This window comes from Massilia aurea, from assembly GCF_024753205.1.
Lineage (GTDB): Bacteria > Pseudomonadota > Gammaproteobacteria > Burkholderiales > Burkholderiaceae_D > Telluria > Telluria aurea.
Window position 1 is genome coordinate 415,419 of record NZ_JANUGZ010000002.1, and the last position, 26,006, is coordinate 441,424.

The window sequence follows — 26,006 nt, forward strand, 5'->3', positions numbered from 1 at the left end:
AATTTGTTGTTGCAATGAGGGCGTTACGAGAAATCGTGACGCCTTTTTTGTTTTGGCTCGTCCGATTTTCACAACGCTTCCACCATGCCGTGGTAGGGCCTCAGGGCTCGGCATACCCACCTTGGCTACTACGCGGCGCAACGTCGCACGGCCTTGCGTCTCGTCAGAGAGTTCCTGCAACTCAATAACTACAGTCAGAAATTCGTCGTACGTTCAAGCGCGCTTAGGTCACCATGCGCGCATCCCGACGTCAACAATCCGCAGCTCAACCGATGAGCGAGACGATGACTGACTTGCACGCCCTGCTGGACGCCCACCAGAACACCCGCCTGCTGCGCATGGCGTTCCCGGAGAACGACGGCCCACAAGCCACGCTGATGGTGAACCAATTCGTCGGCACGGAATACGTGTCGCGCGACTTCGCCTACACGGTGGAACTCCTGAGCGACGACGCCAGGATCGAACGCGAGGCGATCCACGGCAAGCTGCTGTGCATCTCACTCGTACAGGCTGACGGGAGCCTGCGTCCCTTCACCGGTTATGTGAGTTCGTTCAAACTGGTCAAGACGGACGGCGGCGTCGCGTTCTACGAAGCCGTCCTGCGGCCATGGCTGGCGTATACGCGCCTGCGCCGCAACAACCGCTTGTTCCATAGGCAAAGCGTGCGCCAGCAAACGGAACGGATCTTTGCCGGCTACGGCAGCCTGCCGGACTATGACTGGAAGGTCGCCGGTGAGCAGCCGCAGTTCACGATGGCCACGCAGTGGGACGAGACCGATCACAACTACCTGTGCCGGCGCTGGGAAGCCGCCGGCTACAGCTATTGGTACGAGCATACGGGCGACGGTCACGTGCTGAAGGTCTGCGACGACACGCGCACCGCAGACCCGATCGACGGGCCGTCGCCCGGCATCCGCTTTCATGGCGCCGGTGGCGCAGTCGAAGAGGACGCGTTCAGCGACTGGAGTGCCTTGCGCCAGTGGGCGTCCGGCCAAGCGACGGTGAGCGGCTTCGACTTCAAGCATCCCTACCCGGTCCACGCCGGTACCGTCACCATTGCCCAGCAGGGCGATGTACCGAAACTCGAGGTGCACAGCTACGAGGGGCATTACGGCTTCCTGCACCACCCGGGCGCCTCCCGGCTTTCACGGTTGCGCATGGAGGAAATCGAAGCCCGCGGCGAGCTGTACGAAGCACGCGGCAATAATCGGCGCGTCGCCGCCGGCAGGTGGTTCAAGCTGCTTGACCATTTCAGTGAAAGCGAAGACAGCGAATTCCTGATTCTGGAAGTGCATCACGAAGCTAGCAACAACTATTTGCAAGGCAAGAATGTACTTGCCGAGTACAAGAATCGCGTGCTTTGCCAGAGCAAGACCGTGCCTTGGTTTCCGGGACGCGGCTTCAACAGCACGACGACCAGGCTGCTGGCCCTGCAGACCGCCATCGTGGTCGGCCCGGAAGGCCAAAGCAGCCTGAATGTCGACCAGTACGGCCGTATCCAGGTCAGGTTTCACTGGGACCGGGACGAAACCAGCAGTTGCTGGGTACGGGTAGGCAGCAACTGGGCCGGCGGCGAAAAGGGCCTGGCCAGCCATCCGCGGGTCGGCTCGGAAGTCATCGTGCAATGGCTCGACGGCAATCCCGATCACCCGATCGTGACTGGCTCCGTCTACAACCAGAACACTATGCCGCCGTGGAAGCTGCCCGGACAGCGGGCGTTGACGGGGATCAGAAGCCGCGAGCTGACCACCAGCGGTGGCAACTCGCCTGGCGGGCGCAGCAACCATGTGGTGCTGGACGACACAGAAGGACAGATCCAAGCGCAGATCAAAAGCGACCATCTGGCCAGCCAGCTCAGCCTGGGCCATATCAACCGCATCGACGATAACGCCGGCCGCAAGGGCCCACGTGGCCAGGGATTCGAGCTGCGCACCGATGGCCATGGCGCGCTGCGCGCACAGCAAGGCCTCTTGATCAGCACCGAAGCCCGGCCCAACGCCCGCGCCCATATCACCGACATGGCCGAGACGCTGGCACATATGGCGCAGGGCCAGGCATTGCACGACAGCCTGTCGCAGGTCGCGCAGCAGGCGCAGGCGCATCAGCCGGGCGACCAGGACCAGGTCGCCGCCGCTCTGAAATTGCAGGTCGACGCCGTCAAGGGCCAGGGCGGCCAGCCTGCACAAGGTGAATTCCCGGAATTTCAGGCGCCTCACCTGGTTTTGGCAAGCCCCGCCGGCATCGAAACCAGTACGCAGGGTTCCACGCATCTGATGAGCATGGAGCACACCGCGCTGACCAGTGGCGGCCATGCCAGCCTGAGCGCAGGCAAAAGCCTTCTCGTCAGCGTCAAGGAAGCGGTGCGCATGTTCGCCTACAAGGCCGGCATGAAACTGGTGGCGGCGGGCGCCGACATCGACATCACTGCCCTGAAGGACAGCGTCAACATCCTGGCCAAGCTCAACATCACCCATACCGCCAACCGGATCACAATCACGGCGAAAGAAGAAGTGGTGATCAACGGCGGAACCAGCTTCAGCCGCTGGAACGCGTCCGGCATCGTCCATGGCACAAGCGGCGTCTGGCGCCAGCATGCGGCGCAGCACAACCTCGATCCTGGCAAGAGCGAAGGCACGCCGGCGTTGCCGCAGACAGTGAAGCTGCCGCTGGGGCAGCTCGACCTGCTTCACCGGTATGTGAACCAGGAAGGCAGCAAGAAGCAAGGCGTCGGGCAAGGCGAATACACCGTCGTCGACGCCGAAGGTGGCGTCCACCAGGGGACGCTCGATAGCGAGGGCATTGCCAGCGTGGCCGGTCTGCCGATGGGAATGGCCACCGTCAGCTATGGGAGGGACCCGCGCGACCCGTGGGACGAAGGCAGCTACTTCGGTGAAGGAACCGAATGGCCGGTCGCGGCGCAGTCCGAGGCGGGCGCCGACACGGCGACGGGTAGTCCAGAGGACACAGCCGACAAATCAGGCGCGGTCGCGCAGCTAGCAAAGCAAGGGGCGAGCGCGGTGCAGTCGTTGAAACAGGGCGGCGCGCAAGCGTTGCTGGCGCAGGCCGGCCAGGCAGCCGTGGCCCATGTTGCGGGCAAGCTCCCGGGCGGCGTGGCGGCCATCGGGTTGCCCGGATCACTGCCGCGCATTGGCGCCGACGTCGTGACCGCGGCCCTGAAAAAGTCCTTTCAATAGAGGGCCACCATGACCGAACCCGCGCAAGCCTCGTCCAAGCCCGCCCAACGCGCGCCAGAAGTTGCGGTGGCGCCACTCGACACCATCGACCAGCAAGACGTCAGTGCCGGCGCTGCCGCCTTCGACAAATGGCTGCGCAAGTTCAGCCACGATTACATCACGCTGGAGCGCTTGATCACCGTGGCCGGCAGCTTGCCGGTGATTGGCAACATCATGGCGTTGATCGACGCCGTCATGGACATCGTGGGGGTGATCCAGAAGCTCATCAACAAGAAAGAAATCGAATTCCTGCAGTGGGTCAGCCTGGGTATCAACCTGATCGGCGTGGTCCCAATACCGCCTGCCATGAGCGCGGCGCGCATGACCCTGCGGCCGACACTGCATCTGGTCCGGCAAAAGCTGGCATCGGGTGTCAAGGATCTCGGCAGCGCGCTGATCGAGGTGCTGATCGTGCACCTCAATGCCAAGCTGGCCGGCGAGATCGACACCTTTGTCGATAAAGCGATGGACAAGCTGCCCAGCATTCTGAGTGAATGCGCCACTACTGCTGACGGCGTTGCCGATGACCTGATCAAGGTTCTCAATAGCTGTATCGGCAAGGAACCGCTGTTCGACGTGGCCACCCCTGCGGACGTGGAGACGAGGCTGCACGACCCCAAGGCAACGAGCAGCTGGCGGCGCATGCTTGGCGCACTTGGCCAGGAGTACAAAAAGAGCGCCAACTATATTGTTGCCGTGGCAGCTCGTCACCTGCCGCAAAGCGCCCTAGAGGGCGTGAGCGGCATGGTCAACCACCTGACCGACTTCAAGCCGATGTTTCGCGGCAAGCTCGCGGCACTGGCCGACGAACAGGCGAAGATGAGCATCCGCTGGATACTGATGCGGCTGCGCGATGCGGTTAAAAAGCACAAGAAGCGCTATCCGGCACTGGTCCCGTCAAGCAAGGGCGCGCAGCACCAGAAGGACAATCCCGGCCACGAACTGGGCGCCACCGGCAGACAAGTTCCGGCCAAGGGTGACGCCAATGCCTGCAAGCTGTGCCCGGCAAAAGGCGGCACCGCGCACTCGATCAGCTTTGCCACGGGCGCCGAAACCTTCACGCATACCGACTTCGTACTCGATGCGCCGCTTCCCATCGAATGGAGCCGCACCTACCGCAGCCAGCTGACCGCCTATGACCACGGCCATCTCGGCGCGCGCTGGCTCACCCCGTACAGCACGCGCATCGACGTGATTGGCCAGGGCAAGAGCACCGCCCTGCTCTATCACGCCGCCGATGGTCGCAGTCACCGCTACCCGTGCCTTGACATCGGCCAGCGGCACCACGATCCGGTCGAGCTGATCACGCTCACCCGCATCAGTGTCTCCCTGCTCGCCCTTGACTTCGGCAAGCCCCTGCCAGAAGGCGAAGCCAGCGCCTGGCGTGAAACGTACGAGCTGGTCGACACCGTACGCGCCAAGGCCGCCGAGATGGGCAAACAGCATTTCAGACTGATCGCGCTGCATGCCCGCGACGGCGCCGCCCTCGGCCTGCGCTACGACCACGTCGTTGCCCATGGTCCCCATGCCGGCGAAGCGGTGCTCAGCGACATCATCAGCAAGCAAGGCGAGGCCATCGTTGCCCATGCCGGCACCCAAATCGACGCCAATAGCGGCCGCATCCGCGCCCTGTGGGAGATCCGGGACGGCAAGCTGGTGTGCCAGCTCGCCGCCTACGACTATGACGACGAGCACAGCGACCTGGTCCGTGCCCAGGACGACAACGGCGCTACTTGGCAGTACGGGTACGACCGTCATCTCATTACCCGCTACACCGACCGGACCGGGCGCGGCATGAACCTCGCCTACGATACCAGCATCGACAGCGGCGCCAATGCGAAGGCGATCCGCGAATGGGCTGACGATGGCAGCTTCGACACCCGGCTAGAGTGGGACAAGAACATTCGCCTGGCCTACGTCACCGATGCGCTTGGTCAAGAGAGCCGCTACTACTATGACATCGCCGGCTACACCTACCGCATCGTGTACCCGGACGAAGGCGAGGAATGGTTCTATCGCGACGCCGCCAAGAACGTCGTACGCCACATCGACACCGACGGCAGCAGCGAGCATTACCGTTTCGATGCCCATGGCAATCTGCTTACGCATACGCGCGCTGACGGCAGCCAGGTCCACTTCGAGTATGACAACCAGCACCGCGTTACCGGCATCCGCGATGGCGAAGGTGGCACCTGGAAGCGTGACTACAATGTCCAGGGCCATCTGGTTGAAGAGACAGACCCGCGTGGGAACAAGACGCAGTATGCGTACGACAAGCGCGGCCAACCCATCGAGATCCTTGACGCCAAGGGTGGCATCTCGAAACTCACGTACACTCCGGACGGCGGACTCGCCAGCCATACCGACTGTTCCGGACACAGCAGCCATTGGGAATACGACGACCGCAAGCGCTTGATCAAGCGCATCGACGCCGCCGGTAACGTTACCCGCTACCGCTACACACCTCTTAGCGCCGACACGCTGGCGCAAGCCCGCAATGACGGCAGCGACCGGGGCAACCATCCCGGACAGCTCGAAGCCGTCATCTACCCGGACGGCAAGCAAGAGCAGCTGCTCCATGACGCCGAAGGCCGGCTGCTCGCACACACTGACGCGCTCGCCCGCACCACCACCTACCGCTACACCGCAGCCGGATTGATCGCCAGGCGCATCGACGCCCTTGGACACGGCCTGCACTACAGCTGGGATGCGCTAGGTCGCCTGGCCGCGCTGGAAAACGAAAATGGCAGCGTCTACCGCTTCCGGTATGACCCGGTCGGCCGCCTGTTGCAGGAACAAGGTTTTGACGGCAAGGTCACCGAGTACCGTTACGACGACGATAGCGGCGTGCTGATGGAGACCGTCGACGCCGGCGTGACCACGCGCCTCGACTTTGACGCCATGGGCCGGCTCGTGCAACGCCGGGCCGCGGCCCCCGGCCAGCCGGAGCAAACCGAAACCTTTGCCTACAACGCCAACGGCCAACTGGCCGAAGCACAGAACGAACACGCCAGGCTGCAATGGTTCTACGACCTCGCCGGCAACCTGACGCGCGAGCACCAGCACTACCAGGGGCCGTTCCATCCAGATAAAGGTACCGCAGTCTGGCACCACCAGCATGACGAATTGAACGGCCGCATCGGCACGGTCCGTCCCGATGGCCACCGCACCGAATGGCTGACCTACGGCGCTGGCCACGTGCACGGCCTGCTGCTCGACGGGCAAGAGTTGGTGGCCTTCGAGCGCGACGCGTTGTACCAGGAAACCAGCCGCACCCAGGCCAACGGCCTGCGGCAAACGATGAAATATGACCTGGCTGGCCGCCTGATCGAACAGCAGCTCGGCCCCATCGCCCAGGTCGGCCAGAAGGATCGGTTGTTCTACCCCGATACGTACCGTCCCGACGTTCAGGTCGGCATGCGCGCCGCAATCGTCCGCCGCTACCGTTATGACCCGTCCGGCCAACTTGCCAGCGTCGAAGACAACCGGCGCGGCCACATTGAATACCGCTATGACCCGGTTGGACGACTGCTGGCGGCAAACAGTGTAATGGGCTACGAAACCTTCGCTTTTGATCCAGCGGGGAACATACAGGTACCCGATACCGCGCAGCAGGGGCCCATTTCCCAACGCGCCCCGTTACCGAAACTGCTCGACAACCTGCTCAAGGAATATGCGGGCGTTAGTTATCGCTACGACAAACGCGGCAACCTGGTGGAACGCATGCAGCACGGCAAGCGGTCCGAGTATGCATGGGATGCGTTCAACCGGATGACCCGCGCCACGACGTCGCAAGGCGTCACCACCTTTGCCTACGATCCGTTGGGGCGGCGCATTGCCAAACACAGCCAGGCACTGGATGGTGGTGCTCTCCGGGAGCCAACTCGGACGATGTATGGCTGGGATGGCGATACGCTGGCGCTGGAAAGCAGTATGTGGGGGGGCCATGCTGCGGGCGAACGGACCGTCCACTATGTGTACGAGCGCGATAGTTTCGTGCCGCTGGTGCAGGCGACTCGAAGCCACGCTCTACGGCTCGTACCCAGCACCGATGTCCAGGCGCTGATCGTTGGGAACTATGGTAAGTACGATATCGAGCTTGATCCGCTGTGGAACGGGGAGCTTGAAAAGGAAGCTGAGCCGTTTGGCAAAGACGAGATCGCATTTTATCAATGCGATCATCTGGGCACTCCGCAGGAGTTGACCGATTACGAAGGCAAGGTAGCGTGGTCGGCACAATACAAGGCTTGGGGACAAGCAAAGGAAGCGATCAGCAAGGCTGCACGCAGATCTGGGATGCGAAATCTCATCCGGTTTCAAGGGCAGTACTTGGATGACGAGACAGGGCTGCATTACAACCGACACAGGTATTAGGATCCCTATACGACAAGGTACCTTACGCAAGACCCTATTGGGCTTCGCGGCAGTGAGAATTTTTATGTATACACGTCTAGTTCAACTGGCTGGGTAGATCCGTTAGGACTCGCTACATGCGCAGGGATGCCAATCAAGAACAACTCTGTAAGGAAGCTTTTAAAAACACGAGGACTATCCAAAAAGCAGCAGCAGGAGGTAGTAGGTAGCTTTGATGGACAAATCTATGCTACCAATGGACACGCGGGAGACAATTTTATAGTTACTGAATCTAGCGTAGGAGATGCATCAGGAGTATTTGTAACACGATGCTCAGGCGGAGCGACACCAGCAGAAAGACGCAAAAACCTTGCGCTTCCACCAAACAATACAGCAGTATTCGAAAGTCCTGTTACGCTGACTCGCGATCAACTTCTACTTGAAGGAGAAGTAGCGCCTCAGCCAAACTGGGGACCTGACAAAATCGGTGGAGGCTGGCAAGTTGTAACGGCAGGAGGAAAATATACAGGAGCAGTGAAACGATGAAAAATTTTTTAGATCTGATTAACAAAATTATCAGCGATTTGAATCAAGCTGGATTTAATAAAGATGCCAATGATTTACAGGAACTCGCCAACCTAGCATTAGATAAAAATCTCTCAACAGATATTCGCAAGGATGCGCTCAAGAAGATAGATTCTCGCTGTCATGTAAAGTGGCTTGGAGATTATTACCTACCCCACCTATCGCAGAAGGATTGGTGGGATAGCCTTGAAAGGCTTAGCAAATCAACAAAAAAAATATGCATTTAATTTAAATTGAATTATCGGTGAAAAAATTAGGCTACCTTGACGAGTTAGTTATTAATAAAGTGATGAATTTTGGGTAATTTAAACCAATGACCGAGAGAAAGTTTTGATTTTACAATGTTTAGATAAGCTTCATGCAATCAACTTCATTTTTCGACCTATCGTTGAGAAAGACACGATCAATTGGTTAACTGCATAAAACCCGAGTTCGCTGCTGTAGTTACTAAAATATTAGTTCGCTGATAAAATCGATCAACGTTTGCTTTCATTTTCATTCCGATCTACACACGGTCGGCCTCTCACTTACGATCCGATCGGATCGCTGGAGAGAATCAGCGGAAATTTGTAATCTTTTGATCCGATCCAGCGTACACAAGGCCATGCAACTGTTGAGCCGATTCTTCACTATACAAAGCAAGGGGATTAGGTCTGCCATTGGGACCACGGGGTCGACTTCGCCAGCAACGGACGGTTCGCGCATTGCATATAGCTAAGCAGAGTCTGTTCGAGATCATATCTTCTGTCGACTCGGTTTTGTTGTAATAGTTCTTGATGCGGCCATTGAAAAGTCCCACCATGCCCCTGGTTTGTCGATGTCTCGGAGGCGCTAGTCGATGCTCGATAGTCGTACTTGTGCGAACCCGGTACAAGACATGATCAGCGCTCGGATTCTTGCCTTTCGTGGAAATGGGTTCGTAAACTCTGATCCGTCATCGAGCAATATATTGGAAATCTTGATAGGCAAAGCCAGAGGCCGCAAAAAATCGAAGCCGCTCTTGTTGGTCATATCGCTATAAATGTGCATGAACATCTAACGAACGATGCGGTCAATGACCATGAAAAGATAATGACATAAAACTTCATCTGGCGTATCTGGAAGGTACTTGGGAACCGATAAAATGGCCCCATACTATAAATACGAAGTCACCAAACCGATTTCCGTGGATTCTGACCCTGCAATACCGTGGCTCGACGAGGTTGGGATGGCTCCTCAATATAAAACAGAAAAATCAGTAGAGCAGTGAATTGCCTCAGGATGCTTAAGGAGAAGCTAATGATTATCGAGCTACCGCAATTAGAATTTGAAAATTCGAATTCAGATTCCTTATCAACTAATTCATTATTCTGCATTCTTCGAGAGTTTCTTGACAAGCAGGGAATAAATAGAATTGAATATGCTCTTGGCAGCCAAATGACTGCCGGTCTTGGCGAATTAGTTATTAATAAAATGAAAGATTTTTGGGTGGTTTACACTACCGAACGAGGAAAGAACTTCGATGTTGCAATATTCTCAAATGAGTTTCATGCAGTGAACTACTTTATTTTTAGACTTACCGGTGAGAAAGAGACGATCGATTGGTCAACTACATGAAAAATGAGTTCTTACTGTAGTTATTTAAAGTCTACGGTCTAAAATTTTAGTTCGTTGATAAGGTCGAGCAGTGACTTACCTGCTGCTTGCCAAGGGATTTCAATTTACCCTGACTAACGGGTGTGCGTCGACATTTAGAACGCGAGATATAAAAGCTTCAGGGCTGCAACAAATCACATCTGTAAAATATGAAAATAACGCTTTCCCTAATTTTTTTAATTGGAATTTTCACGGAAAAAGCGAATTCTGAACCGATGTTTCAGATACCCTCTCCTTCCGTTGTTTTTATAGATGGGAACGCGATGAGAGCATTAAAAATTGCCTATGACGATTTTGTAAAAAGTGGGAAAGCCATCCGTGAATTTACCATCACCATATCTGAAAAACTGAAGAAAACAAAAATGGCTCGAATGAAATCTTCAGCGTGATGTTCATGGGAAAACTCTCACAGGAAAAAGAGGGCTTGGTACCGCGAATCGTGTCCCCGGTTCGGTAACCTACTTTATATCTAAAGAGGAATGGAAAATTATTAAAGAGCAAGGGATTAGGTAGGTGCCACGCTGTAAGCGCAGCGCGGTCAGACACAATATATATTGAGCAAACATTGCTAGCTGCCAAGTATCTCCTGTTCACAAACGCTTTTTACGAATAATTCGGGCTTGGAGTGTTGCAAGTCTTTGAGTAAGTGAATTGACGTTCTCGTGCCAAGGCGTACCGTGAAATGTGGTAGTTATAAATTTTGAGGTAGCTAAGCAGAGTTTGTTAAAGGTCATCTATCCTGGCGAATCCGATTTGTTGTGCTAGCTCGCTGATACGGCAATTGAACAGTCCAACCATGCCGTTGGATGCGGACTGCGACCAAGTCTTGGCATCGATCCAGAAAAAATTTGGCTGTCATTGAGACGCACATATGAAATATATAAAAACTACTAAAAAAACAGGAGTATCGCAATTTCTGGTTAATGAAAACATTAATTTAAATGATTTTAGATCACTAATTAAAGAACTTGCATCAAAATTAAAATCCAATGTCGAATGGATCGCGATGCCAGAAGCAGAGATCGGTAAAATCAAACTAAGTGATGGGGAAATCTACGCAAAACTGGATTTTGAATACGGGTTGGAGCTTGTTTGCGATGGACTTATAAATTATGAGATTATGCAAATTGAGGCAGTTTTATCGAATAAATAAAAAGTTGCAACTTCTTAGGGAGGATATCCTGATAATGAGCCCAGACTGTAGAATAATTTGGTTCCTCAAGACGAACCGTTCAACGGGTATAATAGAAAAGCCTAAAGCATAGTGCAGTAAAATGTCTGGGGGAAGATGCTACTATGACAAAGAAAAATTTGACAATCATAGACATGAATTACTTCGCCGGAACGGCGTTACCAGTTTCGGACCGGACGTTCTACCAATGCGTAAATTGCTGGAGCATTCTAAGATCAAACCCTTCGAATAATGAATACTGCACCTGCGGAAATGTTTCTATTGATATTGATGCTGGAAGGGCTGGAGCTAGAAACGAAAATTTGCTCCGAGTGTTACAAATTGCGATTGCAGACTGATTAGAATTAATATGCACACTAATTGAGGCGGAGAATGTTCCCTGGCCAACCAAACCCGCTGTGCGCGCGAAAAAATATAGTATCTAACCAGAAGCAAAGGCCCGATATAAAAAGTGATAAGTTAGTTGTGATATTTATTCCAGTGCGCAAAGGAATGATGGAGGAGATGAAGACCTTCTATGGTGATGTTCTTAGCTTTACTATCTACGGTAGTGAATTTCTCGTGAACAACATAGCGAATATCCGTGGCCAGTTGCAGTATTCAGAAATCAAGATAGATATAGCCAAGAACTCTCTATTTCAGTTCAATATCGAAAGTGATTTCCCAGAATATTGCATATCGCTCCGCCAGCAAGGAGTATTTTTTAATCTTTTAGCGATGACGCCGGGCGGATACATGGCAGAAATAATGGACCCTTGCAATAACACAATATTAATTGGATGTGACAGTTTTGAAAATAATCGCAATGTTGACATTTCTGATTGGAATGAGTATCGAAGATATTAGTTGGAATACGTTAGGCCATGCAATCACAGACTCAATACCATTGACGGAAAATCTCTGGTCATCTGGGATGGCACTCTCGATTGCCAAGGAAAATACTGCTTACGGCGTGCTATTTCAGAACAGCATCGAAATGGAATGAAACAAACCACTGCGAAGATGGAACATTGACGGATTCAGTGCAGCTGATGCAGCTTCTAAAAATCTGGTCACTATAAAAATATACTTGACGATTAAATATTTATCTATTTATAAACTACTGGCAGAATAACTAGTCAACAACCCCAAAATTTCGCACCTGCGCAACACGTCGACGTTGACTCAAATAATTAGCTACTATGCCACGCGCAAGGAATCGAACCGCGTTTCGATTATCGTGGCACCATGTATTCGGCATCGATAGCGATCAGCGCTTTACATCCAGGCGCATATGCAAAAATATTAAGTGGGTATTTTTTAATCCGAATAAATCGTTTTTCGCTGTCATATGGTAAATATTATTCCAGGAATAATTATGCTTCTTGTCAGTTTGCATTTGAAAGATTGCGGAATTTTTATAGACTCCCGACCTATAATATTTGGAAAAAAATTTTTCCCAAATGCCATTGAAAATCTTTGTTCAACTAAAATTCACCAAGACAAGTTTAGGATACGTTATAAATTCTTACAGAAATTCAATATTTGTGGAAATTTTGCGGATGGCGTGATCGATGTTGAAGAAGACTGTTCAATTGTTTTCACGTTCTTATTCGATTTGATCGAGTTTTTCGATTGCAGCATTCTCCAATCAAAAATAGTAAAAAAATGCGAAAGTTTTGCGGGCGTAAAGTTCATAAGTAACCATCCAAGTTCTGCCTCGCTTGATTCTTGTGACTGGGGGCACGTCACGTTTTTCTATGATGCGAAACAAGGGGATCTAAGCTTGGAAATTAAATTTTATCAACGAATTTAGAATCTTAGAAAAATTAGGCGAAGCTAATACTGAACATGCTAAGCAATTTTCATAATTAATTTTCACAATTCTCAGGCGAAGTCGCCGAATTGCTAGTCGAATTAATCCCAAGACTGGGGCAACGAAAGCGATTTTCAGGAGGTAGGCGACGTGAACCTAGTAGAAATCACACGTGGGCATCTTTGGGTGAAAGTTGAAGGAAAGAGCATCACTATATATGGCGAAGCGTTTTTAAGGGGATACGGATCTCCCGACTTCGTGCTTTATCAGAACAGCATCGAAAAGTGGGATGTGCCAGACGACAAAGAAAATTTGACTCTCATTGAGAAAAAGCAGCTGATTCAATTTCTTAAAGAGGAATTCTCTCGCAGAAAAATGGTTCTGAAAATTGAATAGTAAGTTTATCTTCAACCGGAATCGTCCATTAGCAGTCTAAATCAGCAAGAGTCTACAGGTGAAGCTCATTCCTATCCCTACAGACTCGACTACACATGAACCCCTCTATAGCAGATCGCTATTTATGGCTAGGTAATTTTTTTAGAGCGCGTCTCATCTGAATTTTCGCCATGAAAACTTCTCTAGAATTAGTTATTAAGCGAACGTAACCACGCGCGTCTAGTTAGCGAATAAGACAGGGTCACCTGCTCCTCACGCATGCCCGCCACCCGCTGTCGCACAACGTCCACACCCACCACCTCCTGAACATCGCGAACTCAGCCTTTACTGCTAAAGTCTCGCATCTTTACAACCATCGCTCCCCGTGAAAGCCATAACAAAACTCTTCGAACTCGGTTACGTGTTCATCGTCATCCTGTTCTTCGCCTGCGGCATCGGCCTCGTCGTGCTGGCTGGCGTCGAAATCTGGTCTGCCCTCAGCCCTTCCGCCGATACCGTTGCGCGTGAACGTTTCGACCTCATTCTCGAATGCATCGGCATGCTGACCATCGCCGTTGCTGCTCTCGGCCTTGGCCAGACCGTGCTGGAAGAAGAAATCCAGCGCGAAGCCAACATCAGCTCGCCTACCCGCGTACGTCGCTTCCTGTCGCGCTTCCTGATCGTGGTCGTCGTGTCCCTGTCGGTCGAGTGCCTGATCGGGGTGTTCCAGTTCGTCCATGGCAGCCCGGAATACTTGCCGCACGCTGCGTCGATCGGTATTGCCGCCGCCGCCCTGCTTGCCACTTGGGGCATGTTCGTCCGGATGAACGTCAGCGCCGAAGAACTCGAGCCGCACGCCATGCACGATGTGCAGGCTGAAGACAAGGTCATCGAAGGCGAAGATGTCTCGGAAGAAGGCGAACAACACGCGCAGGAACAGGGCGACGAGTACCACGCTGACATAGACAAAAAGAAAGAATGAGCGGAAGCACTTGGTAAATCTGCCAAGTGCCGCTATAATCTCGTCTTCTTCGGGTCGTTAGCTCAGCTGGTAGAGCAGCGGACTTTTAATCCGTTGGTCGCAGGTTCGAATCCCGCACGGCCTACCAAAGATTCATCGACAACGCCAACCTTCGGGTTGGCGTTGTCGTTTTCGTTGTTCTTTTACTGCGCGCCCCATGCCCCAGACCATTGCCAGCGCCGTCCACCACGAACTGATCATCAAGAAAAGCCGCTTCATCGCGTGCGTGCAGCCGATGGCTGACCGTGCTGGCGCGCAACAGGTCGTGGCGGCGCTGCGTGCGCAGCATCCTGGCGCGGCGCATGTGTGCTGGGCATTGCTTGCCGGCGGCCAGTCGGCGGCGGTCGATGATGGCGAGCCGAGTGGCACAGCCGGGCGGCCGATGTTCGATGTGCTGCGCCACCAGGATCTCGATGGCGTGCTGGCCACGGTGGTGCGCTACTTTGGCGGCGTCAAGCTTGGCGCAGGCGGCCTCGTGCGGGCTTACACCGACAGCGTCGCGCAGGCGCTGCTCGGCGCGCCGAAGATCCCGATCATCAAGCTGCGCCAGCTACGCTGCAGTGCGCCGTATGCGATGGAAGGGATGCTGCGGCGCGAGCTCGACTCCGCCGGCGCCATGCTCGATGAGGTAGCGCATGGCGACGACGTGCAGTTCACGTTCAGCCTGCCGGCAAGCGACGCTGACGGCATCCGCGCGCGGCTGGGCGACGTGGGCCATGGCCGCATCGTGTGGCCACCGGACGACGACGAATTACTGCCCGCTTGAGGCGGCCCATTCGGGCGCCCTATACCTGTCATCACGACTCGTGAGCGGACGTTTAATCGTGCAGCCGGTATAGTGACAGACCCAGCCGCAAATTCCTCCGTCGGCAGGGATCATTTTCCACCGCAGTACAACCACCTCCCCTGTGATCAAGAAAAGCCTACTCCCCCTCGCCCTTGGCGGCTTCGGCATTGGCATGACCGAATTCGTCATGATGGGCATCCTGCCCGATATCGCCCGTGGTCTGCAGATCACGATTCCGCAAGCCGGTTACCTCATCACCGCCTATGCACTTGGTGTCGTGGTCGGCGCGCCGACCCTCGTCACGATTGTCGCCGGCCGTCCGCCACGCACCGTGCTGATCTGGTTCATGCTGATGTTTGCCGTATTCAATGCCATGTCGGCGTTCGCGCCGAACTTCGAGACGATGATGGCGTCGCGCTTCCTGGCCGGCTTGCCGCATGGCGCCTTCTTTGGCGTGGGCGCGGTCGTGGCCAGCCGCCTAGCCGAGCCGGGCAAGACGGCGGCGGCGATGGCCATGATGTTTACCGGCCTGACGCTGGCCAATGTGCTGGGCGTGCCGCTCGGCACCTGGATCGGCCATGCGTTTGACTGGCGCATGGTGTTCCTGATCGTTGCGGTCATTGGCTTGCTGACCATGTGGAGCCTGTACCAGTGGGTGCCGCCGATCGAGCCAAGCAAACGTACGGGCCTGATGCAGGACCTGCGCATCTTCCGGCATCTGGATCTGTGGCTGGCCCTGGGCATCGTCTCGATCGGTACCGGCGGCTTCTTCGCGTGGTTCAGCTATATCGCGCCGCTGCTGACCGATGTCACGGGCTTCAGCACGGGTGCGCTGCCGCTGATCATGACGGCGGTCGGTGTGGGCATGACGGTCGGCGTGCAGTTTGGCGGCTATCTGGCCGACAAGTTCCATCCGCTGCCCGCCCTGTTGATCCTCATGGTGTCGATGGTGGTACTGCTGCTGTGCAATGGCCTGATGGCCGAGTCGAAGATCGCAATGGTCGTGCTGGCCTTCCTGACCGGCGCCAATGCGCTTGCGATTGGCCCACCGGTTCAGGTGCTCCTGATCGAGCATTCGCGCGAAGCCGAGATGCTGGGCTCGTCGCTGGGCCAGGCAGGTTTCAATGTCGGCAATGCGCTGGGCGCCTTGCTGGGCGGGATTCCGCTGACGCTGGGTTTTGCCTACACCGCGCCGCAGTGGGTCGCGGCGGCGATGGCGTTGTGCGGTGTGGTCTTGACGGCATTGATGCTGACACGTCGCCGCTGGAAGGCGCGCGAGTTGGCCCGGACGGTCGAGCGCATGCTGGCCGAGGCACAGCCGGCGACGTCGCCGCCAGCGTAACAGGCAGCTCGATTCAGGCGCAGGCTGCGCGCAGGCGGCGCCTGCGCGAGGCGCCAGCGCCGGCGACACCAACCGCGCCGGCCAGCATCAACGCCAGCGTGCCCGGCTCGGACACCTCGGTTGGCGGCATGTTCTTGACGAGCTCGAAGCCCGCCACATCGACCGGCTTGAAGTAATGGTTCGAGTTCACCTGGACGTTCGAGTTCCAGGTATCGGCAACCACCTGACCATTGATTACGCCCCAGCCATTTTCGACGGTGGCATACGGCGCCAGCACGCTGCCGATGATGCCATTGACGTTGATGGTTTCGGCTTCGTAGAAGTTGAACAGCACGTTGTAGCCGCTCAGTGGATCGAAGCCGATATTGCCGCCATTGAAGCCGCCCTGCTTGCCGCTGATATTGAAGATCAGCGTCTGGCCTGCACTGAGTCCGCTCAGCTTCCAGTTGTCGCCGCCGTTGAAAAAGTCGGCATTCACATTGAATACGTCGACACCGCCCTTGCCGCTGCCAGTGACCTTGTTGGCACTGTACTCGCGCGTGACCGTGCCGGTGGATGCGACGGTGCTCAGGCCGCTGGCGATGTCCTTGAACTGCTGGGCTGCAATGGCAAAGTCGACCGGGCTGACGTTGGTAGCTGGCGTCTGCGCGGCATTGTTCAGGATGGTCGTGCCACCGGCGTAGGTCTTGCCGTTGCTGATCGCGCCATTTTGCAGGAACAGGTTGCCGCCTGCAGCCAGCGCGTAGCTGCCATACGCAGCCTTGCCGTTCTGGTTGACTGCGTAACTGGCGATCGAGACGTTGCCGCCCGAAACGATGGCGCCTTCGACGTCGCTTGAATTGGCGGTGAAATTACCAGCAGTGAAGACATTTGCGCCGCCCATCACCGAACCGATATCGAGCACACCGGCGTGTGCACCCGTCATTGCCAGTAACGCCGTCAGACATACGCCAAGCTTGATCACAATAGTTCCATGTAGAAATTAGTAATGATCAATAGTATCATTACCAACATCGTATTTACATGGAAAATCGGATCACACTAACGAGACACCGCCCATTGCGCGTGCGGTCTCGGCCGCCTCTTCCAGGATCTCGGCCAGCGTGGCTTCATCGAACACGAAGTCGATCGCGTTTTCGCCATGCGGCGGCAATGGCTCGCGCCGGCTGTCGAGTGGCGATGGCACCGGCGCATATTGATTGGCCATCAGCAGCGTATCGAGCAAGGTGGCGGGTGGCATATTGAGCCAGCCGCCGCGCATATCGGCGATGGCATCGGAAACGGCCGGTGGAATCGACAGCTTCTTCATCACTTCGGCGCTGACCACGTCCTCGCACAGTGCGCCCCAGTTGTCGGCATCGTCGTCGAGCAGGCCGGGAAATTCATCGGCCCGCGCCAGCAGGTAGAAAGCGCCCACCTCGTGCACGATGCCGGCAAACAATGCGGTATCAGGATTGACGCCCGTCACGCGGCGCGCCAGCGAATAGGCGATCGCGGCCATGTGGGTCGTGTGCTCCCACAATTGTTCGGCCTTGGCGCGCAGCTGTGGATCGTTGATGCGATTGCCGAACTGGCGCACCACCAGGCTCGCGACCAGCGCCTGCAGGCGGCGGTAGCCAATGCGCGTCACGGCGGTGCGGACATTGGTCACGGGCACCGAGCCACCGCCGCCGAATGCGGCGGTGTTGGCGAGGGCAACCGTGCGCGCCGCCAGCTGTGGTTCGGCCAGCACCAGCCTGATGGCCTCATCGATATGGCAATCGGGATTGTCGAGCGCCTGCTGCAGACGCAGCACGGCGTTGACGCTGGTGGGGAACGTGATTTCGCCGCGAACAGCTTGCGCGGCGATATATCCAAAGGCTTCGAGTTTATTCACCGGGCGATTATAGCGCCCGCCCCCTGCCCCGCCGGGCGTGTCTGCATCCCCCATGCCTGGCGCGTGCCAACTGTGGCGTCAAGACCACACGTACGCCGGATACAAAAACGTCGTCCGCGGAACCAGTCCGGGGACGACGTTTTCATGACAGGCACCAGCCGCAGTGAGGTGCGGCCAGACGCGGGTCAGGAATTACTTGGCCTTGTTGGCGTCGCGTGCTGCATCGCGGGTCGACTTGGCTTGCATTTCGCACTTGTCTTCTGCATCGCCTTTCAGGGCGTCGCATTTTTCGTCAGCCAGGTCGTACTCGGCTTCGATGACGTTACCGCGGGCTTTCATCACGTTGTTGCCGGTGTTGTCGAACTTCATCGCTGCATCGTGCTCGGCCTTTGCGCGCATCAGCTTGGCTTCATCTTCGCAGATGTCTTCTGCGTTGCCGCTCATGGCATCGCACTTGTCTTTGGCGACTTTGTAGTCGGCCTTGGCCTTGTCCATGGCCGTTTTGTGCGCGGCCTTGTTGACGGTCTGGGCGGCTGCAGGTGCGATACCAACGGCGGCGAAGGCAGCGGCGGTGATCAAGGTGGCGATGAACGATTTCATGGTGAAGTCCCTTATTAGGTTGTTGGTGTAGCCATTAAACGTCATCCCTGTAAATCACTCTGTGCGACACCGTACACTTGCAAAAAAATCAATTAAGCAGCTGCGGTTGATAGCTTGATGCCTTCGTTGCAGCGTGTGCACCGGCGGGCGCACCGTCGTTCAGCCGGAAGATGCTCACCAGCTGCGCCAGGCGCTGCGATTCATCCTCTAGCGTGGCCGCTGAGCCACTGGCCTGCTGCACCAGCGCCGCATTCTGGCGCGTGGCTTCGTCGATCTGCGCGATGGCGCCATTGACCTGCTCAATGCCGGCGTTCTGCTCGACCGTTGCATGGCTGATCTCGGCCATGATATCGGTCACGCGTTTGACGCCCGTGACGATTTCGCCCATGGTTTCGCCAGCGCGGTCGACCAGTACGGCGCCCGCGTCCACACGTTCGACCGAGCTGCCGATCAGCACCTTGATTTCCTTCGCCGCTGCAGCCGAGCGCTGCGCCAGATTGCCCACCTCGGTGGCGACCACGGCAAAGCCACGGCCCTGCTCGCCCGCGCGCGCCGCTTCGACGGCCGCATTGAGCGCCAGGATATTCGTCTGGAACGCGATGCCATCGATGACGCCGATGATGTCCACGATCTTTTTCGACGATTCATTGATCGACGCCATCGTGTCGACCACTTGCGCGACAACCTCGCCGCCGCGCAGCGCCACAGCCGATGCCGACTCGGCAAGACTGTTGGCCTGACGTGCATTCTCGGCGTTCTGGCGCACGATGCCAGTCAGTTGGGTGACCGACGTGGCAGTGGCGTGCAGCGTGCCGGTCTGGCGTTCGGTACGGCTGGACAGGTCGCGGTTGCCGTCGGCGATTTCGGTGGACACGGCGCTGATGGCCAGCGTGCCGTTGCGCACTTGCGAGACGATGCGTACCAGGCTGTCACGCATGCCCTGCATCGCAAACAGCAGGCTCGTGTTGTCGCCCGGACGGGTGACGATTGCCACGCCCAGGTCACCACCGGCGATCGCCGAGGCGATCGACGCCGCGTAATCCGGCTGGCCGCCCAGTTGGCGCAGCAGGCCACGGGCCGTGTACCAGGCCGCCAGCGAACCGGCGGCAATCGCGCCCAGGCACAGCAGCGCCATCCAGCCGACGAAGCCCTTGGCCATCGCGCGTGCATCGGCAGCCGCTTCGTTATTCAGTTTTTCTTCCAGGTCGATCAGGCGGTTGATGCTGGCGAGCCAACCGGTAAATGCCGGTGCGGCCGATTGCGACAGCAGCGCGGCGGCCTCGGGGCCCTGGCCGGCGGCGTGCAGCGCGACCACACGCTCGATCAGCGGCTTGGTGAGGTTTTCCTGCGCCTTGATGGCGGCCAGCGCGTCCTTCTCTTCGGGGAGCATGTCGGTGCGCTCGGCGAACAGGGCGTCCAGCGGGCCGGCCGAACGCGCGTAGTTGTCGTCCAGCGTCTTGATCAGCGCGATGGGCGTCGCAGCGCCGGCCGGGTCGGCCGCCAGCACCACATCGCGCAAGGCGATCGCGCGGTCGTGCACGCTGCCGCGGAAATTGATCGCGTAGCGCTGTTTGACGCTGTTCACATCGTTGATGTAATTCAGGACGTTTTCGATGCGCCCCACGCGGCTCGCGCCCAGCGCAACCAGGACAATCATCAGCAAAAAGACGACGCCATAGCCGAAAGCCAGCCGGGCGCCGATCGTGAGGTTCTTGTTTTTCATGGGAGGGGTCGAGATCAGTGGGTCGCAAAGAAAACTGTCTGTTTTCTTTCAGCGAGCGCAAATATATCACCCGATATTGCCCATTGGAATCAAATATGAATCGTGTGCACCATTACGCAACACTTGCCCGTGGTCGGTCGTGACAACCACGGGTCGTCACGTCTCAGCGCACGGTGGCCAGTGCCGCGCCCTGCTCCCAGCCACCACCCAGGGCACGTGCCACCGCCACCGTTGCCAGCAGGCGCTGGGTGCGGATCTGCGCCGCAGCGCGATCGGCAGCCAGCGTGCTGCGCTGGGCGTCGGTCACGTCCAGGTAGGTCGAGACGCCGCGGTCGTAGCGCGCCTGCGCCACCAGCAGCGCGCGCGCCGCCGCCTGTTGCGATTGCGCCTGCACATCGCCCTGCTTCTGGCGCTGCTCGACGTCCGACAGCGCATCTTCCACTTCGCGCAGCGCCGTCAGCAGGCGCGTGTCGTGGTTCGCGCGCGCCTCGTTGTAGCGCGCCTGCGCCAGCGCCAGGTTGGCGCGGTTGCGGCCACCGTCGAAGATCGGCAGCGACAGCGCCAGCGGCCCGGCCGAGAACTGGCGCGCACCGCCGCTGGTCAGGTCGTTCAGGCTTTGCGACGCATAGCCGAAATTCCCGGTCAGCGACAGCGCCGGATAAAACGCGCCTTCGGCCACGCCGATCTGCGCATTGGCCGCCTTCAGCTGGGCCACGCTGGCCGCCAGGTCAGGGCGCTGGCCCACGAGGCTGGCCGGCAGGCCCACCGGAATCGATGGCGGCTGCGGCAATGCGCCCGCCGCCGTCTCGGGCAGCAGCGGCGCCGTGGGCGACGCGCCCACCAGGGTGGCCAGCGCGTGTTCGACCAGGTTGCGCTGACGCTGGACTTCGTGCAGGTCGGCTTCGGCGTTGGCACGCTCGATGCGGGTGCGCGACACATCAAGCTCGTTCGACAGGCCGGCATTGAAGCGCGCTTCGATCAGATCCTGCGACTCGCGACGCGTGGCCAGCGCGTCGCGCAGGATCGCCAGCTCGGCGTCCAGCCCGCGCAACTGCCAGTAGTTCGACGCCACCTGGCCCGAGAGCATCAGCAGCACGCCGTCACGGTCGATCTGCGCGGCCAGTGCCTGCGCGTCGCTCGCTTCGACGATGCGGCGCACGCGGCCCCACAGGTCGAGTTCATACGAGAACGATGCAGCCACGCTGTAGTTGTTGCCTTCGATCGAACGGCCACCGAGGGCCAGGCCCTGCGACGTTTCGCTCGACGTGCGGGCATTCGACACGCCCGCGCCCAACGATACCGACGGCAGCTGCCCGGCGCGTACGACGCCCAGTTGCGCCTGTGCCTGCAACAGGCGTTGGGCTGCCGCTTCGACGCCCGGGTTGTCGCGCAAGGCGCGGGTCTCCAGCGTATCGAGCGTCGCGTCGCCAAATACCTGCCACCAGGTGGCCGGCAGGCGCGCGCCGTTCGTGCTGGCGTCGACGTGGCGGAATGCTGCATCGGCGGGCGCCGGCGGCGCCTTGAAATCCGGGCCCAGCGTGGTGCAGCCGGCGAACAGGGTGCTGATGGCGATCGCAAGGACGCCGTTAAGTACAGGCTTGAACATGGTTTGTCTTTTCAATTGAATGCGGGTTCAGTGGCCACCGCCGCCACCGCCGGGCGACTTGACCTTGTCGGCCATCCAGATCGCCGCGATGCAGCCGAGCAGGATCATGCCGATGATCCAGAAGCCGTCGTTGTAGGCCATCACATACGATTCACGCCGCACGATGCGGTCGACCACGCCCAGCGCCTGGTTGGCCGCAGCCGCCGGGTCGATGCCCTTGGCGATGAAGGCCTGGGTCAGCATGTCGAGCCGCTCCTGCGTGGCCGGCGCATAGGTCGAGACGGCCTCGCCCAGGCGCGCCGAGTGAAAGTGTTCGCGGTTGGTCAGCGTGGTGGCCAGCAGCGCGATGCCGACCGAGCCACCGAGATTGCGCGTCATGTTGAACAGGCTCGAGGCCGAGCCCATTTCGCGCGGCGGCAGGCCGGACATGGCGAAGTTCGACAGCGTCAGCATCACGAACGGCTGGCCGATGGCGCGCACGACCTGCGTCCACATCAGCTGGTCGTAGCCGGTGGTCGCATCCATGTACGAATTCATGATGCACGAGATGCCAAACATGAAGAGGCCAAAGCTGCACAGGATGCGGTTGTCCACTTTCGAGGACAGCTTGGCCGCGAACGGCATCACCAGCAGTTGCGGCAGGCCGACCCAGGCGATCACTTCACCGATCTGCATCGGCGTGTAGCCGGCGATCTGACCCAGGTACAGCGGCAGCAGGTAGGCCGAGCCATACAGGCCCATGCCGATCACCGCCGACAGCGTGGTCGCCACCAGGAAGTTGCGCTGGCCGTACAGCGCCAGGTTCACGAACGGATCGGGGCGCGTAAAACTGAGCGCAATCCAGCCCAGGATACCCGTCAGCGAGAGCGCGGCGAAGGTCACGATGAAGCTCGAATCGAACCAGTCCTTCGAATTGCCTTCTTCGAGGAAGATCGTCAGGCAGGCCAGGCCCATGGCCATCAGCCCGATGCCGAGCCAGTCGGCCTTGATCAGCGTGCGGACGTTGGACTTCTCGGCATCCATCCCCCACATCATGCCGGCGATGAGCAGCACGCCCGGCACCCAGTTGATGTAGAAGACCGACGGCCAGCCATACAGCTCGGTCAGATACCCGCCCAGCGTCGGGCCCATGGCCGGCGCAAGCGTTGCGGTCAGGCCGAAGATGGCCATGCCGGTGGCGCGCTTGGAGGGCGGCAAGCGCGTCATCACGAGCATCATCGCCATCGGGATCAGTGCGCCGCCGGTGAAACCCTGCAGCATGCGAAACACGATCATGCTATCCAGGCTCCAGGCCGCGCCACACAGCGTCGAGAACACGAGGAACAGTGCAGTGGTGCCCATCATGTAGTTGCGCAACCCGAAGGCGCGCGTGAACAGCGCCGTCATCGGGATCACGACGATCTCGGCGCACAGGTAGGCGGTGGAGATCCACGAGCCTTCTTCCTGCGTGGCCGACAGCGTCCCGAGGATATCGCGCAGCGACGAATTGGTGATCTGGATGTCGAGCACCGCCATGAAGGCGCCCAGCATGCCGGCGGCGATCGCGACCCAGGTGCGCAGGTCCACCGCAGCGCCATTCGCGGGTGCGCCCGGCATGCTGCTACCCATCGCGCCCGACGGGGCTGATTTGCTCAAGCTGGTCATGGTGTGCTTAGCGCGCGGCTGCGGTCTGCGTCGGTTTCACGTCCTGGTTCAGCCTGACCTCGGCCACCACCGACATGCCCGGCACCAGGCGGCCCGCGTACTTCTTGACGTCCTGCGGATCGAGCGTGATCTTGACCGGCACGCGCTGGACGATCTTGGTGAAGTTACCGGTCGCGTTATCGGCCGGCAGCAGCGCGAACTGGTTGCCCGACGCCGGCGAGAAGCTGTCCACGCGGCCAACCAGGTGATGGTCGGGCAGCGCATCGACTTCCAGGCTCACGGCCTGGCCCGGCGCAAGGCCGCCCAGCTGCGTTTCCTTGAAGTTGGCGACGACCCAGACGTTGTCTTCGACCACGGCCAGCATGGCCTGCCCCGGCTGCACGCGCGCGCCGACTTCGACGCTGCGCCGGCCGATGCGGCCCGCCACCGGCGCCACGATGCTGTTATAGGCCAGTTGCTGGCGCGCGTCCTTCAGCTGCGCCTGCAGCACCTTGATTTCGGCCTTGAGCACGTCGCGGCCCGCTTCGGCGGCGCCGATCTGTGCCTGCGCTGCGGCGGCATTGTCGCGGCGCGCGGCCACATCGGCCACGGCGCCGGCACGCGCTGCACTCGACGCATCGACTTCGGATTTCGACACGGCTTTCATCGTGTCGTTATATAGCTGGCCGAAACGCTCGGCGTCCTGGCGGGCGCGCAGCAACTGGGCTTCGGCCTGACGCACCTGAGCGCCGGCGGCGCCGGCCTGGGCGCGCACCTGCAGCAGCTGGGCGTCGGACTGCTTGACCTGCTGCTCCATGCTGGCGATCTGCGCCTGGATCTGCTCGACGCGCACGGACTGGTCAGCCGGATCGAGCAGCGCCAGCACGTCGCCTGCCTTGACCATCTGATTGTCTTCGACCAGCACTTTTGTCACCACACCTGCCACGCGCGACGAGACCTGGTGCATGCGCCCGGTCACGTAGGCGTTTTCGGTTTCCACGAAATGGCTGCTGCGATACCACATGCGCCCGCCGGCGCCGATGGCCAGCAGGGCAATCACGCCGACCACGATCAGCACGCGCTTGTTGGGCGGCTTCTTGCCGGCGGGGGCGCCCGCCTTCGGTTGCGCTGCACTCGCCTGCCCTGCCGTGATGTCGTTCTCTGCCATGGTGCTGCTCCGAAATGAAATGAAATGGATTCGTCGCATTATTCGCCATCAATACAACGAAGTCAAGAAATGAAACGGTTGCATTTCATTTTATTTTGCTCTAGAGTCCAGCGTATGAACACAGCACCGACCTGCACCAAATCCGCCGGGCGTCCCAAGGCAGCCGATATCGAAACACGGAATCAGAAACTGATCGAGGCCGCCGGCCGCCTGTTCCGGAAAAACGGCTACACGCGCACCAGCCTGGAATCGATCGCGCGCGAAGCGCGGGTTGCCGTGCGCACCATCTATGTGAAGTTCGGCGGCAAGGCCGGCTTGCTCAAGGCCGTGCTCGCCTCGCGGCGCGAGCGCCTGTTTGCCAAGCGCAATATGGAGCTCGATCCACGTCCGCTGCGCACGATCCTCGATGAATTCGCGCGCGATTTCTACGCCCTGCTGGTGGAGCCCGATGCCCTTGCACTGCAGCGCGTGGTGATCGCCGAGGCAGGCACCAATCCCGAACTGGCGGAAGCGTTTTATGAAGGCGGACCGCGCATGACGCGCGAGATGCTGGCGCGCTTTTTCGCGCGCCCCGATATACGCCTGCAGCTACGCGACGACGTGCCGTCATCCATCATCCTGACGCACCTGATCGGCTGCATCAACGGCGACCCGGTCGGGCGCTTTCTGTTCCCTGATGCCGAACCGTCGGGCGAGGAAGCGCGGCGCCAGCTGGCAGCGCGCATGGAACTGTTTTATAGCAGCGTGCTCAAACCTGGCTGAACTTTCAGCATATAGCCTGGTGGAAAGTTCGGTGTGCCATCGTACCGACTATTACCAATAAACTGTGTCATTATGTAAATGTTCACAACAGGTGTCGTGAATTCAAATAAGAGCGGTGTGACCGCGAGGAGGAAACATGAGCAAGTCGTCCAGATATGAATGGCGTGATCAGGCAGCTGCCCTGCAAGAGCGTATGAAGAGTTTTATCGAAAATCCGGGTGATGACCAGCTGGAAGCGGTCATCGCTGACATGCGTACCTACGCAGCAGCCGCCAAGAATGGCGCAATCGATATTCCGGAGCGTTTCGTCAGCTTCGCCTGAAGCCTGCG

22 protein-coding genes and 1 tRNA gene are annotated in these 26,006 nt (G+C 58.1%); 16 read left to right on the top strand and 7 right to left on the bottom strand.

Annotated features, from left to right (window positions below; genetic code table 11):
• Nucleotides 1-272 precede the first annotated feature (272 nt).
• The 14 genes from NX775_RS07535 to NX775_RS07595 all read left to right on the top strand — a co-directional run bounded on the left by NX775_RS07535 (nucleotide 273) and on the right by NX775_RS07595 (nucleotide 16,318).
• A complete protein-coding gene (locus NX775_RS07535; RefSeq protein ID WP_258835435.1) occupies nucleotides 273-3,194 on the top strand; it encodes a type VI secretion system Vgr family protein in 2,922 nt (973 codons plus the stop codon).
• 9 nt (nucleotides 3,195-3,203) lie between these two features.
• Nucleotides 3,204-7,607, top strand: coding sequence for an RHS domain-containing protein (locus NX775_RS07540; RefSeq protein WP_258835436.1), 4,404 nt, complete (start codon nucleotides 3,204-3,206; stop codon nucleotides 7,605-7,607).
• A 126-nt stretch (nucleotides 7,608-7,733) separates the two neighbouring features.
• Nucleotides 7,734-8,132: a hypothetical protein gene (locus NX775_RS07545; protein WP_258835437.1), complete on the top strand. Its 399-nt coding sequence runs from the start codon at nucleotides 7,734-7,736 to the stop codon at nucleotides 8,130-8,132.
• Nucleotides 8,129-8,398, top strand: coding sequence for a hypothetical protein (locus tag NX775_RS07550; RefSeq protein ID WP_258835438.1), 270 nt, complete (start codon nucleotides 8,129-8,131; stop codon nucleotides 8,396-8,398). The genes NX775_RS07545 and NX775_RS07550 overlap by 4 nt, the downstream gene beginning before the upstream one ends.
• A gap of 896 nt (nucleotides 8,399-9,294) precedes the next feature.
• Nucleotides 9,295-9,420 carry a glycohydrolase toxin TNT-related protein gene (locus NX775_RS24155; RefSeq protein ID WP_370660570.1) on the top strand — a complete coding sequence of 42 codons (126 nt, stop codon included), beginning with the start codon at nucleotides 9,295-9,297 and terminating at the stop codon, nucleotides 9,418-9,420.
• Nucleotides 9,421-9,449: 29 nt separating this feature from the next.
• Entirely contained in the window at nucleotides 9,450-9,767 is a 318-nt protein-coding gene (locus tag NX775_RS07555; RefSeq protein ID WP_258835439.1) for a hypothetical protein, read from the top strand.
• A gap of 188 nt (nucleotides 9,768-9,955) precedes the next feature.
• Nucleotides 9,956-10,195: a hypothetical protein gene (locus tag NX775_RS07560; protein ID WP_258835440.1), complete on the top strand. Its 240-nt coding sequence runs from the start codon at nucleotides 9,956-9,958 to the stop codon at nucleotides 10,193-10,195.
• A 482-nt stretch (nucleotides 10,196-10,677) separates the two neighbouring features.
• Nucleotides 10,678-10,959 carry a hypothetical protein gene (locus tag NX775_RS07565; protein ID WP_258835441.1) on the top strand — a complete coding sequence of 94 codons (282 nt, stop codon included), beginning with the start codon at nucleotides 10,678-10,680 and terminating at the stop codon, nucleotides 10,957-10,959.
• 411 nt (nucleotides 10,960-11,370) lie between these two features.
• Nucleotides 11,371-11,844, top strand: coding sequence for a hypothetical protein (locus NX775_RS07570; RefSeq protein WP_258835442.1), 474 nt, complete (start codon nucleotides 11,371-11,373; stop codon nucleotides 11,842-11,844).
• 1,099 nt (nucleotides 11,845-12,943) lie between these two features.
• Nucleotides 12,944-13,189 (top strand): Imm74 family immunity protein, encoded by a 246-nt coding sequence (locus tag NX775_RS07575; protein WP_258835443.1) that lies wholly within the window; start codon nucleotides 12,944-12,946, stop codon nucleotides 13,187-13,189.
• Nucleotides 13,190-13,553: 364 nt separating this feature from the next.
• The gene (locus tag NX775_RS07580) at nucleotides 13,554-14,150 is read left to right on the top strand and encodes a hypothetical protein (RefSeq protein WP_258835444.1); all 597 of its coding nucleotides are present in this window, start codon (nucleotides 13,554-13,556) and stop codon (nucleotides 14,148-14,150) included.
• 51 nt (nucleotides 14,151-14,201) lie between these two features.
• Nucleotides 14,202-14,277: transfer RNA gene (locus NX775_RS07585), tRNA-Lys, on the top strand.
• 69 nt (nucleotides 14,278-14,346) lie between these two features.
• Nucleotides 14,347-14,955, top strand: coding sequence for an IMPACT family protein (locus tag NX775_RS07590; protein WP_258835445.1), 609 nt, complete (start codon nucleotides 14,347-14,349; stop codon nucleotides 14,953-14,955).
• 142 nt (nucleotides 14,956-15,097) lie between these two features.
• Entirely contained in the window at nucleotides 15,098-16,318 is a 1,221-nt protein-coding gene (locus NX775_RS07595) for an MFS transporter (protein WP_258835446.1), read from the top strand.
• A gap of 13 nt (nucleotides 16,319-16,331) precedes the next feature.
• Here the strand turns inward: NX775_RS07595 and NX775_RS07600 are convergent, their stop codons facing one another.
• The 7 genes from NX775_RS07600 to NX775_RS07635 all read right to left on the bottom strand — a co-directional run bounded on the left by NX775_RS07600 (nucleotide 16,332) and on the right by NX775_RS07635 (nucleotide 24,914).
• On the bottom strand, nucleotides 16,332-17,243 hold the full coding sequence (locus tag NX775_RS07600; RefSeq protein ID WP_258835447.1) for a choice-of-anchor A family protein: 912 nt from the start codon (nucleotides 17,241-17,243) through the stop codon (nucleotides 16,332-16,334).
• A 111-nt stretch (nucleotides 17,244-17,354) separates the two neighbouring features.
• Nucleotides 17,355-18,248 (bottom strand): HDOD domain-containing protein, encoded by an 894-nt coding sequence (locus NX775_RS07605; RefSeq protein ID WP_258835448.1) that lies wholly within the window; start codon nucleotides 18,246-18,248, stop codon nucleotides 17,355-17,357.
• Nucleotides 18,249-18,386: 138 nt separating this feature from the next.
• Complete coding sequence (locus tag NX775_RS07610) at nucleotides 18,387-18,794, bottom strand: cell envelope biogenesis protein TolA (protein WP_258835449.1); 408 nt, start codon at nucleotides 18,792-18,794, stop codon at nucleotides 18,387-18,389.
• Nucleotides 18,795-18,882: 88 nt separating this feature from the next.
• Nucleotides 18,883-20,517: a methyl-accepting chemotaxis protein gene (locus NX775_RS24045; RefSeq protein WP_307732146.1), complete on the bottom strand. Its 1,635-nt coding sequence runs from the start codon at nucleotides 20,515-20,517 to the stop codon at nucleotides 18,883-18,885.
• A gap of 163 nt (nucleotides 20,518-20,680) precedes the next feature.
• Entirely contained in the window at nucleotides 20,681-22,123 is a 1,443-nt protein-coding gene (locus NX775_RS07625; RefSeq protein WP_258835450.1) for an efflux transporter outer membrane subunit, read from the bottom strand.
• A gap of 27 nt (nucleotides 22,124-22,150) precedes the next feature.
• Nucleotides 22,151-23,767, bottom strand: coding sequence for a DHA2 family efflux MFS transporter permease subunit (locus NX775_RS07630; protein ID WP_258835451.1), 1,617 nt, complete (start codon nucleotides 23,765-23,767; stop codon nucleotides 22,151-22,153).
• A 7-nt stretch (nucleotides 23,768-23,774) separates the two neighbouring features.
• Complete coding sequence (locus NX775_RS07635; RefSeq protein WP_258835452.1) at nucleotides 23,775-24,914, bottom strand: HlyD family secretion protein; 1,140 nt, start codon at nucleotides 24,912-24,914, stop codon at nucleotides 23,775-23,777.
• A 114-nt stretch (nucleotides 24,915-25,028) separates the two neighbouring features.
• Between NX775_RS07635 and NX775_RS07640 the strand changes: the two genes are divergently transcribed.
• Both NX775_RS07640 and NX775_RS07645 read left to right on the top strand, forming a co-directional pair.
• A complete protein-coding gene (locus tag NX775_RS07640) occupies nucleotides 25,029-25,676 on the top strand; it encodes a TetR/AcrR family transcriptional regulator (protein ID WP_258835453.1) in 648 nt (215 codons plus the stop codon).
• Between the two features lie 136 nt (nucleotides 25,677-25,812).
• Nucleotides 25,813-25,998 carry a hypothetical protein gene (locus NX775_RS07645; protein ID WP_183555857.1) on the top strand — a complete coding sequence of 62 codons (186 nt, stop codon included), beginning with the start codon at nucleotides 25,813-25,815 and terminating at the stop codon, nucleotides 25,996-25,998.
• Nucleotides 25,999-26,006: the final 8 nt, after the last annotated feature.

Excerpts from the sequence above, each read along its gene's own strand:
- NX775_RS07645 (WP_183555857.1), top strand. The coding sequence starts at position 25,813 with ATGAGCAAGTCGTCCAGATATGAATGGCGTGATCAGGCAGCTGCCCTG.
- NX775_RS07630 (WP_258835451.1), bottom strand. The coding sequence starts at position 23,767 with ATGACCAGCTTGAGCAAATCAGCCCCGTCGGGCGCGATGGGTAGCAGC.
- NX775_RS07535 (WP_258835435.1), top strand. The coding sequence starts at position 273 with ATGAGCGAGACGATGACTGACTTGCACGCCCTGCTGGACGCCCACCAG.
- NX775_RS07550 (WP_258835438.1), top strand. The coding sequence starts at position 8,129 with ATGAAAAATTTTTTAGATCTGATTAACAAAATTATCAGCGATTTGAAT.
- NX775_RS24155 (WP_370660570.1), top strand. The coding sequence starts at position 9,295 with ATGGCCCCATACTATAAATACGAAGTCACCAAACCGATTTCCGTGGAT.
- NX775_RS07590 (WP_258835445.1), top strand. The coding sequence starts at position 14,347 with ATGCCCCAGACCATTGCCAGCGCCGTCCACCACGAACTGATCATCAAG.
- NX775_RS24045 (WP_307732146.1), bottom strand. The coding sequence starts at position 20,517 with ATGAAAAACAAGAACCTCACGATCGGCGCCCGGCTGGCTTTCGGCTAT.
- NX775_RS07610 (WP_258835449.1), bottom strand. The coding sequence starts at position 18,794 with ATGAAATCGTTCATCGCCACCTTGATCACCGCCGCTGCCTTCGCCGCC.
- NX775_RS07570 (WP_258835442.1), top strand. The coding sequence starts at position 11,371 with ATGTTCCCTGGCCAACCAAACCCGCTGTGCGCGCGAAAAAATATAGTA.
- NX775_RS07560 (WP_258835440.1), top strand. The coding sequence starts at position 9,956 with ATGAAAATAACGCTTTCCCTAATTTTTTTAATTGGAATTTTCACGGAA.
- NX775_RS07625 (WP_258835450.1), bottom strand. The coding sequence starts at position 22,123 with ATGTTCAAGCCTGTACTTAACGGCGTCCTTGCGATCGCCATCAGCACC.
- NX775_RS07605 (WP_258835448.1), bottom strand. The coding sequence starts at position 18,248 with ATGGGGGATGCAGACACGCCCGGCGGGGCAGGGGGCGGGCGCTATAAT.
- NX775_RS07640 (WP_258835453.1), top strand. The coding sequence starts at position 25,029 with ATGAACACAGCACCGACCTGCACCAAATCCGCCGGGCGTCCCAAGGCA.
- NX775_RS07555 (WP_258835439.1), top strand. The coding sequence starts at position 9,450 with ATGATTATCGAGCTACCGCAATTAGAATTTGAAAATTCGAATTCAGAT.
- NX775_RS07545 (WP_258835437.1), top strand. The coding sequence starts at position 7,734 with ATGCCAATCAAGAACAACTCTGTAAGGAAGCTTTTAAAAACACGAGGA.
- NX775_RS07600 (WP_258835447.1), bottom strand. The coding sequence starts at position 17,243 with ATGACGGGTGCACACGCCGGTGTGCTCGATATCGGTTCGGTGATGGGC.
- NX775_RS07540 (WP_258835436.1), top strand. The coding sequence starts at position 3,204 with ATGACCGAACCCGCGCAAGCCTCGTCCAAGCCCGCCCAACGCGCGCCA.
- NX775_RS07565 (WP_258835441.1), top strand. The coding sequence starts at position 10,678 with ATGAAATATATAAAAACTACTAAAAAAACAGGAGTATCGCAATTTCTG.
- NX775_RS07635 (WP_258835452.1), bottom strand. The coding sequence starts at position 24,914 with ATGGCAGAGAACGACATCACGGCAGGGCAGGCGAGTGCAGCGCAACCG.